General features: G+C 39.1%; 9 protein-coding genes. All 9 read right to left on the bottom strand.

Features of this window, described 5'->3' with window-relative positions:
• Positions 1-40 precede the first annotated feature (40 nt).
• The 9 genes from leuC to JNUCC74_RS05385 all read right to left on the bottom strand — a co-directional run bounded on the left by leuC (position 41) and on the right by JNUCC74_RS05385 (position 13,830).
• Entirely contained in the window at positions 41-1,456 is a 1,416-nt protein-coding gene (leuC, locus tag JNUCC74_RS05425; protein WP_454067225.1) for a 3-isopropylmalate dehydratase large subunit, read from the bottom strand.
• Between the two features lie 17 nt (positions 1,457-1,473).
• The gene (gene leuB / locus JNUCC74_RS05420) at positions 1,474-2,580 is read right to left on the bottom strand and encodes a 3-isopropylmalate dehydrogenase (RefSeq protein ID WP_454067224.1); all 1,107 of its coding nucleotides are present in this window, start codon (positions 2,578-2,580) and stop codon (positions 1,474-1,476) included.
• Between the two features lie 15 nt (positions 2,581-2,595).
• Positions 2,596-4,146, bottom strand: coding sequence for a 2-isopropylmalate synthase (locus JNUCC74_RS05415; RefSeq protein ID WP_454067223.1), 1,551 nt, complete (start codon positions 4,144-4,146; stop codon positions 2,596-2,598).
• Positions 4,133-5,176: a ketol-acid reductoisomerase gene (ilvC, locus tag JNUCC74_RS05410; RefSeq protein ID WP_077319870.1), complete on the bottom strand. Its 1,044-nt coding sequence runs from the start codon at positions 5,174-5,176 to the stop codon at positions 4,133-4,135. Before ilvC ends, JNUCC74_RS05415 begins: the two co-directional genes overlap by 14 nt.
• Before the next feature lie 20 nt (positions 5,177-5,196).
• Positions 5,197-5,715, bottom strand: coding sequence for an acetolactate synthase small subunit (gene ilvN / locus JNUCC74_RS05405; protein ID WP_454067222.1), 519 nt, complete (start codon positions 5,713-5,715; stop codon positions 5,197-5,199).
• Complete coding sequence (gene ilvB / locus JNUCC74_RS05400) at positions 5,712-7,433, bottom strand: acetolactate synthase large subunit (protein WP_454067221.1); 1,722 nt, start codon at positions 7,431-7,433, stop codon at positions 5,712-5,714. The genes ilvN and ilvB overlap by 4 nt, the downstream gene beginning before the upstream one ends.
• Positions 7,434-8,345: 912 nt before the next feature.
• The gene (ilvD, locus tag JNUCC74_RS05395) at positions 8,346-10,031 is read right to left on the bottom strand and encodes a dihydroxy-acid dehydratase (protein WP_454067220.1); all 1,686 of its coding nucleotides are present in this window, start codon (positions 10,029-10,031) and stop codon (positions 8,346-8,348) included.
• Between the two features lie 650 nt (positions 10,032-10,681).
• Complete coding sequence (locus JNUCC74_RS05390) at positions 10,682-11,506, bottom strand: aldo/keto reductase (protein WP_454067838.1); 825 nt, start codon at positions 11,504-11,506, stop codon at positions 10,682-10,684.
• A gap of 1,514 nt (positions 11,507-13,020) precedes the next feature.
• Positions 13,021-13,830, bottom strand: a complete 810-nt coding sequence (locus JNUCC74_RS05385) for a MurR/RpiR family transcriptional regulator (protein WP_454067219.1) — start codon at positions 13,828-13,830, stop codon at positions 13,021-13,023.
• Position 13,831 lies beyond the last annotated feature (1 nt).

Raw genomic sequence — 13,831 nt, 5'->3', positions numbered from 1 at the left:
TTTTACCTCCTTCGTAAAATGATACGGATGTTTCGGTTAACTAGCTTCTTGATAACACCGCATCTGCATAGTCTCGAACATCTACGAAGCGCCCTTCAACCGCTGCTACTGCCGCCATTTCCGGACTTACGAGATGAGTACGGGCGCCATTTCCTTGTCTGCCTTCAAAATTACGATTGGAGGTAGAAGCGCAGCGTCCGCCGGGTGGAACAACATCATCATTCATTGCCAAGCACATGCTGCAGCCGGCATCACGCCATTCAAACCCCGCATTTTTAAAAATTTCGTCAATACCTTCGCGTTCAGCTTGGAGTTTAATGCTAAAAGATCCTGGTACGACAATAGCCCGTACAGTTGGATGCACTTTTTTTCCTTTAATAATGCTTGCTGCTCGCTGCAAGTCGCTTAGACGTGAGTTCGTACAAGACCCTATAAACACATGATCTATTTCAATTGAAGAAATTGGCTGATTCTCTTCCAACCCCATATATTCTAAAGCCCGCTTTACATCTTCCGGGTGTTCAGTTTGCTCCAAGCTAGGAGTTGATCCGCTCACGGGAACACACATAGAAGGATTTGTTCCCCATGTAACTTGCGGCTCTACCTCATCTCCACGTATCGTTACTTGGTGATCATATACCGCTCCTTCATCTGTCGCTAAACTCAACCACTCTTTCGTACGTTTTGCAAATGCTTCTCCTTTTGGAACATAGGCTCTTCCTCGGACATATTCAATCGTTGTTTCATCTGGACTAATTAACCCCGCTCTGGCTCCGGCTTCAATCGACATATTACAAACAGTCATACGACCTTCCATTGATAACTTTCTAATCGCATCTCCCGTATATTCAATGATATAACCTGTGCCAAAACGTACTCCAAACTTAGCTATAATTGCTAAAATCAAATCTTTTGCCGTTACTCCTGATCCTAGGTCACCTTCTACATGAACATTTAACGTTTTTGGGCGTTCCTGCCAAATCGTTTGCGTTGCTAATACGTGCTCCACTTCACTTGTACCGATTCCAAAAGCAAGTGCACCAAAAGCGCCATGGGTTGAAGTATGACTATCGCCGCAAACGATTGTTTTGCCGGGTTGAGTCAACCCTAATTCTGGACCGATGACATGGACAATTCCTTGATCAGGATGGAACATATCAGCTAATGGAATATTATGCTCTAAACAGTTTCGCTTCAGTGTCTCCATTTGTTTACGAGAAATCTCATCTTTAATAACATCCCTATTTTTAGTTGGAACATTATGATCCATTGTTGCATAAGTCAAATCGGGTCTGCGCACTTTACGATTGTTTAAGCGTAGCCCTTCAAAGGCCTGTGGAGAAGTCACTTCATGGACTAAGTGCAAATCAATATAGAGTAAATCGGGCTTTCCCGACTCTTGATAAACAATATGATTATTCCAAATCTTCTCAATAATCGTTTTCGGCTTTCCCACTTATTTCACCTCCAGTTTTATACATATGAATTACATATACAATTAGACGCTTCATTACTTGATAGATTATTAATAACAATATCTGTCATTTCTTTTGTACCAACGATCGTCCCATTTTTTATATTCAAATCAGGAGTATGGTACCCTTGATCAAGACTTTTTTGCACTGCTCTTTCTATTTCATCTGCTTCTTTTTCCATACCAAAAGATTGGCGAAGCATCAGTGCTGCTGATAAAATCATTCCCAATGGATTAGCTATCTCTTTTCCAGCGATGTCTGGGGCTGAACCATGAACAGGCTCATATAGGCCAACTCCATCAGATCGTATGCTAGCTGACGGTAGCATGCCTAATGACCCAGTTAATACGGATGCTTCATCACTCAAAATATCACCAAATAAATTTTCGGTTACAATAACATCAAATTGCTGCGGACTAGCAATTAGCTTCATTGCAGCAGCGTCTACTAACAAATGATTTACTGTTACATCCGGGTACTGCTTGCTTTTCTCTTCTACGACTTCTCGCCAAAGTCTGCTTGATTCTAGGACATTCGCTTTGTCAACAGATGTCAACTGTTTCTTTCTCGTTCTTGCAGTTTGAAAAGCGGTATCAATAATTCGTTCCATTTCCATTCGAGTATAGTACAATGTGTCAACTGCGGCATTGCCATCATCCACACGCTTTTTCGGTTCACCAAAATATAAACCACCTGTCAGCTCTCGAATTATTAAAATATCGCTTCCTTTAATAACTTCTTCCTTCAAAGGAGAAGCATGCAATAAGGGGTCAAATCCTTTTATAGGACGTAAGTTAGCAAATAATCCTAATGTTTTGCGGATTCCTAAAAGCCCCTTTTCCGGGCGTTTGTCTCCAGGCAGTGAATCCCATTTTTCTCCGCCAACAGCTCCTAGCAGTACAGCATCTGCTTCTTCACATGCTTGAACCGTAGCTTCTGGTAATGGATCATTATATTGATCAATCGCTTGCCCACCAATGGCATGTTCCTCAAAAGTAAATTGGTGATTAAAATCTGCTGCAATCGTTTCTATCACTCGGATTGCAGATTCCATGATTTCCTTCCCAATTCCGTCGCCAGGAAGAATAGCTATTTTCTTATCCACATGAGTCCCTCCCTTTTAATGTGATTTAACCACTTTCTGCTTATCTGTATTGACTTGTTGAATAATATAGCGATTTACTGCGTTTAAATATGCTTGCACAGATGCTTCCATAACGTCTTGTGCCGCTCCTCTTCCGTTCACTGTTTTCCCATTCACCATCAGCTGAACACGTGATTCAGCAAGTGCATCTTTGCCTCCGCCTACGGAGTTTATCTGGTAATCAATAAGTTTTGTTTCTTCTTCTGTTAAAGCTTCTAATGTTCTATAGAGGGCCTCTACACTTCCATTTCCGGTACAGGCTGTTTTAACTACTTTTCCAGCAGGCGTTTTTAGTTCAACAGCTGCGGTTGGAATATTATTCGAGCCGTATTGAATTTGAAACATTTCCAGCTTATATTTATCGACAGAAGCTGTATTCGTTTGGATTTCAGTAATAATCGTAAAAATATCGTCATCTGTAACTTCTTTTTTATGATCTGTAAGCTGTTTAAAAGCTGCAAACGCTTTGTTAATATTGTCTTCGGAAAGCTCTATGCCAAGCTCCGTAACCTTTTCTTTAAATGCATGACGTCCGGAATGCTTACCTAAAAATAGTGTATTGGCATTGACTCCGACAAGCTCTGGTGTAATAATTTCATAAGTTGAAGCATGTTTTAGTACGCCATCTTGATGAATACCCGATTCATGAGCAAACGCATTTCTCCCAACTACCGCCTTATTTGCCTGAATATACATCCCTGTCAGCTTAGCTACCATATCACTTGTGCGCTTAACTTCTTTTAGATTTAAGTTTGTTTGAAATGAATAAAAATCAGAACGAATATTTAAAGCAACTGCAATTTCTTCCAGTGCTGCATTACCTGCTCGCTCACCAATGCCATTAATGGTACCTTCAATTTGCGTTGCTCCATTTTCAACAGCTGCAATCGAGTTTGCCACCGCAATCCCAAGGTCATTATGACAATGACAAGATAAAGTAACCTGATCAATATTCGGTACATTTTCACGAATATACTTGAACATATCTCCATATTCTTTCGGTGTTGTATAGCCAACTGTGTCTGGAAGGTTAATAACTGTTGCACCAGCATCGATTACCTTTTCAACAATTTGCGCTAAAAAACTCCAATCTGATCGTGAAGCATCTTCTGCAGACCATTCTATCTGTGGAAACTTCTTCTTGGCATAAGCTACCATTTCTGTAGCCGTTGCAATGACCTCATCTGGTGTCTTTCTTAGCTTATAGGTCATATGGATAGGAGAGGTTGCCAAGAAAATATGAAGGCAAGGTTCATCTGCTCCCTTCAGCGCCTCCCAAGCGATATCAATATCTGACTTTACCGTTCTTGACAATGCAGTAACAGATGTATGTTTAATCGTATCTGCAATGGCTTTTACCGCTTGAAAATCCCCTTTGGAGGAGGCAGGAAAACCTGCTTCCATCCGATCAACTCCTAACCGTTCCAATTGCTTTGCTATTTCTAACTTTTCTATTTTATTCAAATTCACTCCAGGGGACTGTTCACCATCTCGAAGTGTCGTATCGAATATTTTAATTCGTGACATGAACATTCACATCCTTTTGTTTATTTTTTTTTGCTTGTAATGGCTCTGAAACAAAAGGCATTAATGCACGTAACTCCTTCCCTACTTTTTCGATTGGATGTTGATTTTCTTTTGCGTTTATGGCATTAAATTGTGGACGGTTAGCTTGGTTTTCTAAAATCCACCCTTTGGCAAATGCACCTGTTTGCACATCTGTTAGGATTTCTTTCATTCTCGCTTTTGTTTCATCATTAATCACCCGAGGTCCAGAAACAAAATCTCCCCATTGTGCCGTATCTGAAATGGAGTAACGCATATTTTCCAAACCACCCTCATAGAGAAGATCCACAATTAGTTTCATTTCATGTAAACATTCAAAATACGCCACTTCTGGCTGATAACCAGCTTCCGTTAATGTTTCAAAACCTGCTTTGATCAAGCTCGTAACTCCACCGCATAGCACTGCTTGCTCTCCAAACAGGTCTGTTTCTGTTTCTTCTTGGAAAGTTGTTTCCAAAATCCCTGCACGTGCTGCGCCAATTCCCTGTGCATAGGCCAATGCAATGTCCCTTGCTTTTTCCGATACATCCTGATAGATTCCATAAAGTGCTGGTACACCTGCCCCTTCCTCATAGGTACGTCGCACTAAATGCCCCGGCCCTTTTGGAGCTACAAGAAATACATCTACATTAGAAGGTGGAACAATTTGGCTAAAATGAATATTAAATCCATGAGCAAAAGCAAGCGCATTACCCGGCTTCAGATTTGCTTCAATGCTTTCTTTATAAACGGCTGTTTGCAGTTCATCAGGAAGTAAAATCATAATTACATCCGATTGCTTGACAGCTTCTGCTACAGAAAGTACGTTAAAGCCATCCTCTTCTGCTTTTACTTGCGATTTTCCTGGACGCAACCCTACAACGACATCAAATCCGCTTTCTCTCAAGTTTAGTGCATGCGCATGACCTTGTGAACCATAGCCAATAATTGCGATTTTCTTTCCTTGTAAAACTTCTGTATTTATATCCTTTTCATAAAGTACTTTTGACATGTTGATTTCCTCCCTGTTTTTTAAATCGTAAATGAATTTATTTCTGTCACTTGAGCCGGCTGTTGCCCTCGCAAAAATGCAGTGACACCGGTTCTTGTTAATTCTTTTATTCCATAAGGTCGTAATAAAGAAATAAGTGCATCTACCTTGTCAGGTTTTCCGGTTACTTGAACCGTTAAACTATCTCTACTCACATCGATAATGGATGATCTAAATGGCGTAATAATTCCTTGTATTTCCGCTCGTAATTGTCCGCTTCCGACAACTTTAATAAGTGCTAATTCTCTCGCTACGATTGCTTTATCTGTAATATCAGACACTTTTAAAACATCGATTTGTTTATTTAATTGTTTCGTTAATTGCTCCAGTTTCTGATGATCCTCAATATCGACAACAAATGTCATCTTGGAGAGCCCTTCTGTTTCCGATGCGCCAACGGAAATACTCTCGATATTGAACTGTCTTCGATACAACATCCCTGTTATTCGATTAAGCACACCACTTCGATTTTGCACCGTGGCAGTGATAATACGCCTCATTTTCTCACCCCGATCATTTCTTGGATTCCCTTTCCTGGAGCAACCATTGGATATACACAGGTCTCTTGTTCTACACGACAATCAACTACAACAGGACCTTCGTAGGCAAACGCCTCTTGCAATACAAGCGGCACATCCTTTTCGCTTTCTACACGCATTCCACGAATTCCATAACTCTCTGCTAATTTTACAAAATCAGGATTTTCCATAAATATAGATTCAGAATATCGTTCTTCATAAAAAGTTTCTTGCCATTGCCTCACCATTCCTAGTGCCTGATTATTTACGATAATCGTTTTAACCGGTAGCTTCTTTTCTTTTACAACCGAAAGTTCCTGGAAAGTCATTTGAAACCCTCCATCCCCAACGATCGATACCACTAAGTCATTTGGGGCGCCTAGTTGTGCTCCAATTGCTGCCGGGAAACCAAAGCCCATTGTTCCAAGTCCTCCTGAAGTGACCCATCGATTTGGTTTTTCAAATCGATAGTATTGTGCTGCCCACATTTGATGCTGACCAACATCTGTTGTCACAATTGCCTTTCCCTCGGTGATGTCATATATTTGCTCAAGCAGCCATTGTGGAGAAATATAGCCATTCGATCTGTCATACCACAGCGGATAATCTCGCTTATATTTTTCTAAATGATTCCGCCAGTTTTTGGGATTGATTGGTTCTGCTGAACTTAACAGCAATGCATTTAAAGCTTCTTTTGCATCTGCTACGACCGGGATTTCGGTCGGTACATTTTTTCCAATCTCAGCTGGATCAATGTCGATATGTGCAACTTTCGCTTTTGGAGCAAAATGCTTGAGGTTACCGGTTAGGCGGTCGTCAAAACGTGCCCCAATGTTAATTAGTAAATCACATTCATATAAAGCCATATTTGCTGCATAAGTTCCATGCATTCCAGCCATTCCGAGCGATAAATCATGAGAACCCGGGAAACTGCCTAAACCAAGCAACGTATTAGCTACAGGAAGATTAAACTTTTCTGCAACAGCTTTTAACTCATCGCTTGCATTAGCAAAAATTACTCCTGCTCCTGCCAGAATCATTGGTTTTTTCGCTTTTGTCAGAGCATCCATCAGTTTAACTATTTGTAGTGGATTTGGTGTTTTATTTGGCTGATAACCAGGAAGTTCAAAATGATCATCGTATACAGCTGTTGAAAGCTGCGACGAAACATCTTTTGGGATATCCACAACAACCGGTCCTGGTCTCCCTGTAGAAGCAATATGAAATGCTTCCTTTACAATTCTTGGCAATTCTAGCAAATCAGTAACCTGATAATTATATTTTGTAATTGGTGTTGTGATCCCAATAATATCAGCTTCCTGAAATGCGTCTGTTCCAATGACAGTGTTAGCCACCTGACCTGTAAAAATAACGATTGGCAACGAATCCATCATTGCATCTGTTATTCCTGTTACCAGATTAGTCGCTCCCGGACCGGAAGTAGCAATAACAACTCCTGGTTTCCCTGTAACTCGTGCATAGCCTTCCGCTGCATGGATAGACCCTTGTTCATGACGCGAAAGCACATGTTCAAAGGGAGCATTACTGCGATAAATTGCATCATAAATTGGTAACACAGCACCACCTGGATAACCGAAAATAGTATCGACTCGAGCTTTGACTAATGCGTCAATTAATACATCTGCACCCGTTTCTAATTTTTCTGTACTTTTCACTTCATGCTTTGCCTCAACCTTCACTTCTGCATGCCTCCTTTAGATAAAGTTTTTTTAATATGAAAATCCCGCTCAATCAGAGCTGTACGGATTTATTCAACATTTCGCTAACCTGATATTTAGCTATTAGAAAAACTTGGCTTGTCGCTTAGTCTTTATGGCGAAAGCGGCAGTTTTTCTTATACATTAAAGCCTAAAGTTTTTTTTATACTCCTACAGTACAAAAAAAGCGCCCTCCTCCCCTAACTGCACATAATTTTACAGTGTTTGGGGAGAAAAGCGCTGCCTTTCACGGTACCACCCAGTTTTTTAGCATTCTCGCGAATACTAACTTAGCAAGTTTAGTTGATTCTTATGCTATATCTTGATTAAGCATCGAAGAATCAATGAAAACTCATTTGGATAACAGATACATAAGTAAATGCACCTGGCCGGCCTATTAAGTTACCTGTTCAGTCCGGCGCTCAGAGATGATGTCAGAATATACTGTATTTCCGGGCTTCCAGCATCCCCGGATCTCTGTGTATACATTTAGCTATATTCCTTTTTTCTCGTCATCGCGTTATAATAATTAAATTTTCAGTTTGTTTTTTGTTTAACTTTTCAAAAAATAGACAAAATAAATGAAATACGAAAATTACTGTTGTTGTAAGATTTTTTTGATATTGCCGTTAATAATATACTGTTTTTAAACAAGAGTCAACAGGTATTTAAATATTTTTAGATAAATTTATTTATTGTATACGCTTACAAAGCGTTAACTATAATAAAACAGATAATATATTACATTTTCTTTACAATGCAATATATCGCAATTAAAACTATAAATACAATGTTTTTTAAAAACAAACAAAGCGCAATATATTAATTCAATATACTGCGCTTTATAATAAGCCTATAAAACCATTTAGTTGCCCGATATACTAATCTTTTTGTTTATTTATCGAGGAAATCAGTAACTGCACCAAGTGAGGAACAGGAAACATTATGTGCATATTTTCCTAATACCCCTTTTTTATACAAAGGAGGTGCTGTCCAGTGTTGCTTTCTTTTCTGTAACTCTTTTTCCGTAATCGCAAACGAAATTTCTTTTTTAGTAGAATCGATCGTAACTATATCGCCTTCTTCTAAGAAAGCAATCGGCCCTCCATCCTGAGCTTCCGGAGCAATATGACCGACGACTAAACCATGCGTTCCACCAGAAAATCTGCCATCTGTCAAGAGAGCAACTTTTTCTCCCAGACCTTTTCCTACTAAAATTGCCGAGATTGATAGCATTTCTGGCATACCAGGTCCGCCCTTTGGTCCAACATACCGAATCACAAGTACATCTCCTTCTTTAATTTTATTATTGATAACGGCTTCTGTTGCTTCTTTTTCTGTATTAAATACTCGTGCAGGACCCTCATGACGGCTGACTTTTACCCCAGATACTTTAGCAACAGCACCTCGAGGAGCTAAGTTACCTTTTAGAACGATTAATGGACCATCCTTACGCTTTGGATGATCAAACGGCATTATTACAGCTTGGTCTTCTTTTAAAGCTGGTACATTCTTCATATTTTCAGCAATCGTTTTTCCGGTTACAGTTAAGCAATCTCCATGTAAGTAGCCAGCTTCATACAGCATTTTCATGACAGCTTGTACACCACCAACTCTGTGTAAATCTTGCATCACATATTTACCACTCGGTTTTAAGTCAGCAAGATGCGGTATTTTTTCTTGAATTCGATTGAAATCATCTATCGTTAAGTCTATTTCCATAGCATGAGCGATTGCTAGTAGATGTAAAATGGCATTGGTAGAACCGCCCAAAGCCATAACAACTGTTATTGCATTTTCAAATGCTTTCTTTGTCATAATATCCTTAGGGTAAATGCCTTTTTCAAGTAGATGATAAACAGCTTTTCCAGCATTCTCACAATCTTTTGCCTTTTCTTTCGATTCTGCAGGGTTGGAAGAACTTCCTGGTAAACTCATTCCAATTGCCTCCATTGCTGAAGCCATTGTATTTGCGGTGTACATCCCTCCGCAAGCTCCGGCTCCCGGGCACGCTTGACATTCAATCTGACGTAACTCATTATCATCGATTAAGCCATTATTATGTTTTCCAACGCCTTCAAATACAGACACGATATCGATATCTTTTCCGTTAATGGATCCAGGGGCTATCGTACCTCCATACACAAACACGGCTGGCACTTCTGCATTAGCAATGGCAATCATACATCCTGGTATATTTTTATCACAAGCACCAATAGCAACCAAACCGTCTAAGTTTTCTGCACCTACTACCGTTTCTATCGAATCACCAATTAGATCACGACTTGGTAAAGAATAACGCATCCCTTGCGTTCCCATCGAAATTCCATCAGAAACCGTAATGGTATTAAAAATTAACGGAACCCCTCCCGCCTCTCTAGCACCTTCTTTTGCGCGTTTCGCCAAGTCATTAATATGTATATTACATGGCGTAACCTCACTCCATGTGCTAGCAATACCAATCATCGGTTTTTTGAAGTCATCATCTGAAACACCTACAGCTCGCAACATAGCACGATTTGGGGCTCTCATTGCTCCATCACTAAAGACATGACTTTTTATTCGCAAATCTTTTTCCAAATCTATTACCACCTTTCTTTCGCATTATTATATGCTTAATTATCAAATACTTCAATGTATTTTTGGAATTGGGAAAGGAAAAAATTCCGTATTTGTTCATCCTTCGATCATAGTTGTGCTAATCTGAACTTGTAAGCTACTGAACTAAATAGATACTTCGAATAGCCGTTTAATTACTATTCAGTTAGCTATTCTAACAACTTTAATAGATTTGATTGACAATAAAATCTAAGTCACGAAAAATTAAAATTTCCTATCCGCATAGATAGCGAACTTCATTGATTCCCTATTGATAGATTTAAAACAAAAACTCGGCCGTCCTTGAAAAAGAAAAACACTTTTTCTGCATAACATGTGGTGCTGACGAAGCTTTTCTTGTCTTGTCACCCAAACGAATCTGGGAATGAAGAGCCGTTTTTTCCCTCTTAGACTTCTTCGTATTCTCTATTACTTTTAAAGTGAGATACGAGATGTAACATGTATGATCAATAGATGTACATTAGAAAAACTTGGCTTGTCGCCAAGTCTTTAGCAAAAGCTATCGTTTTTCTTATAAGATAAAGCCTAGAGTTTTATACTTTCCTATAGCACAAGAAAAACTTCCATCCCTGCACTGGAATAGAAGTTTTGTTGATAGGTTTTAAAGTAGCTTAATCAAAGCTGTCTGGATTTGTGCCACTACGATCATTCAAATTTAAATTATTAATCTGCTCCATTTCTTCTTCCGTTAGTGAAAAATCAAATACGTCAGCATTTTCATGGATTCGTTTCGGCTTAATGGACTTAGGTATGGTTACAACCCCTTTTTGTATATCCCATCGCAAAATTACTTGTGCGGAGGTTTTTCCATATTTTTCGCCAATGCTTTCTAAGAGAGGATCATGAATCAGCTGACCTCGTTTTAACGGCGACCATGCTTCCAGTTGAATGTGATGAGAATTACAAAACTCATGTAAAGGTACTTGAGTAAGATGCGGATGATATTCTACTTGATTAACAGCAGGTATAATTTTACTATCCTCTAGCAAATTTTCTAAATGGTGTTGATGAAAATTACTAACACCTATTGTTCGAACCTTGCCAGCTTGGTATAGTTCCTCCATAGCCTGCCAAGTTGCTTTATACTTACCTTTCACAGGCCAGTGAATCAAATATAAATCTAAGTAATCTAAACCTAGCTTTTCCAAACTAAGCTCAAATGCTTTGAACGTATTCTCATAACCCTGCTGATCATTCCAAATCTTCGTTGTAATGAATAACTCATCGCGAGCTATTCTTGATGCTCGAATCGCTTCGCCAACACCTATTTCATTGTCATAAAAAGAAGCTGTATCAATCAAGCGATAGCCAGTTTCCAGCGCTGCTTGAACAGCTGTTTTCACAGTTCTTCCATCTTCTACTTTGTACACACCAAGCCCAAATCCTGGCATTTCAACTCCATTATTAAGTGTTACTGTATCTTGTAAGTGAGCTATCATATCGCTATTCCTCCATCATTACTTATATGCTTGTTTTAGAAAAACTTGGCTTGTCGCCAAATCTTTAGCGAAAGCTGTAGTTTTTCTTATACTATAAAGTGAAACTTTCATTCAGTAGGAGTTTTCTTCCCTCTCCTACTGAATGTTAGTGGAACCAATCGGGCATTTAGGTGCCGTTTTCTCCCACTTTGACCCTTTGTATTAACTAAAGGCTCTTGAAGTGGGAATCTTACGGCACCTTACATGCGGGATAAACCCTAAAATTTTATATTTCCTATAGTACAAAAAAGGATGAGAGGGGACATACTTCAAGGAAACAAGTCAAGAACAAAAGGGGAAGCGTTCGGGTTTGCTAGGCGTTGAAGTACACGACGAAGCTACTCCCATAAAAGATATCCACCATATAAAAACGAATAGCGTTTCTTGATCAATAAAAACTTAGCTGTCTCCTAAGCTTTTGACAAGAAATGTCCTAGTTGTACATATACGTTGGACTTAATAACCTAACTCAACGTTGAAATTTACCATATTGGCTTTGTACTTTTGCACCCCTTGACATTCTATTATAGAGGTGTTCCAAAAGCACGTTAAAATGAAACATTAAATTTCTTCGCCCGTTCGAACGTATAAAATTTTGCGCTCTAAGTTCATTCCATGCAGTAAAAATTTTTAAGTTCTACGTATACGTGCAACAAAGCTAGCATCTACGCTCTGCTTGCCGCTAGCTACGTTTTCTTTATTAGCTTGTTTCTCTATCCCTTGGAAATAATCCCAAGAAAGCTGCACTAGCACTTATGTATCTATTAAAAGGATCTTCTACTAAAAGCGCCCACATCCTGTGGGTAACGTAGAAATCAGTACGTCCTGTACAATCGCGTAATCGAAACTTCGCCTAGATAGGAATACTAGTGTCGGCGTTAGCAAATGCTGCGATCTCAGCCGATCTTAGTTCTTTTTATCCTCTTTTTAAACGCGCTCTTATATATCTATTTTAACGAATAAGCAAGTATAAATAAAATAAATTCATCACAAAAACAAGTCTAAATATAAACTGCGGGGAGAAGAAAAAAACATTGCGGATGTTAGCAGTATATATTACTACCAGTATACCATTCTTCGTTTTAACGGAGGAAATAGCCGGATAGTCTAATAACCATGTTTTAGTAGGGATTTTTTGTGAAGTGAAGCTATAAAGTAAAACTCCATTTAGTAGGATTTTTCCTCCCCCCCTACTTCCCATCCTTGAAAAAGCGCGGTATGCCACTCCGAAGCTTTCCTTGTCCTTGAAAAATCGCGATGTGTCGCTGACGCAGTTTTCCTTGTCCTTGTCACCCCCGAATGTAAGGTGGGGTAAGATTCCCCTCTTGAAGGGGTTGTAGAGAACATGAAAAATTCGCCTGTTCCGCATAGCAACACCCGCTTACCTCAGATTTTTTCTACTTTGATACAGGCGAATAAATTTTATACATTGACTTTAACCGGATTGTTTATCTAAAATTGACTTGTCTTCGTTAATCAATGGACTCAGAAATTTGTTTCTTTGCCAAGGCAATTCTAGCACCATCAATTTCATGCAGGTAATGACAAATCTGTTCAACGACAAAAAGCTGCGACATTTCCGTAATTAATGTACTACCTTCTTGTGCTACTTCTTTTCCTGCAGTAAATAATATCAATTCAGCGATTTTGGTAATAGGCGACCGTGAATGGTTTGTAATAGCGATCGTTTTTGCCCCATTTTCCTTCACCTTACTTAACCATTGTAACGTCTCTCGTGTATCACCTGTTACACTAAATGCTATCGATAAGTCATCAGATTCGATTAAATGAGATGATACTACTCTTGTATGCTGTTCTGAAAAAAAGTACGCTTTATATCCAAGGCGCATAAGTCTAATCTGTGCTCCCTGCGCGGCCAAAGCTGAAAAGCCGATCCCAAACAAATAGATTGCTTTACTGTTCTTTATCAAATTAGCTGATTGTTTTATTTTTTCTGCATTCGTTAACAACCTTGTTTCATCAAGCATTTTAACGATATCATGATACGTTTTTTCAAATTCAGTATTTGTTTTTACCTCTTTTGCGTCTAGTAATTGCTTTGCCATAGTAGTCTTAAATTCATGATATCCAGAAAAGCCCACCTTTTTTAAAAAGCGAATAACAGTAGCCTCCCCGACACCAAATTCATCAGCAAACTCGGTTAAAGACAAAAAAGCAATGCGCTGGTAGTTCTCGGAAACAAACGAAGCTACCTTTTTTTCGCTCTTTGTTAAGGATGGATAAATGCTCTTCACTCTTGCTAAAAAATCCATGATATTCATT

Source organism: Cerasibacillus sp. JNUCC 74 (assembly GCF_053667775.1).
Note: the sequence above shows the minus strand (reverse complement) of the source record. Positions and strands in the feature narration are given on the sequence as shown.

What these genes read in the sequence shown, in the direction of transcription:
- ilvC (WP_077319870.1), bottom strand. Translation starts at nt 5,176, where the DNA reads ATGTCAAAAGTACTTTATGAAAAGGATATAAATACAGAAGTTTTACAA.
- JNUCC74_RS05415 (WP_454067223.1), bottom strand. Translation starts at nt 4,146, where the DNA reads ATGTCACGAATTAAAATATTCGATACGACACTTCGAGATGGTGAACAG.
- JNUCC74_RS05385 (WP_454067219.1), bottom strand. Translation starts at nt 13,830, where the DNA reads ATGAATATCATGGATTTTTTAGCAAGAGTGAAGAGCATTTATCCATCC.
- ilvN (WP_454067222.1), bottom strand. Translation starts at nt 5,715, where the DNA reads ATGAGGCGTATTATCACTGCCACGGTGCAAAATCGAAGTGGTGTGCTT.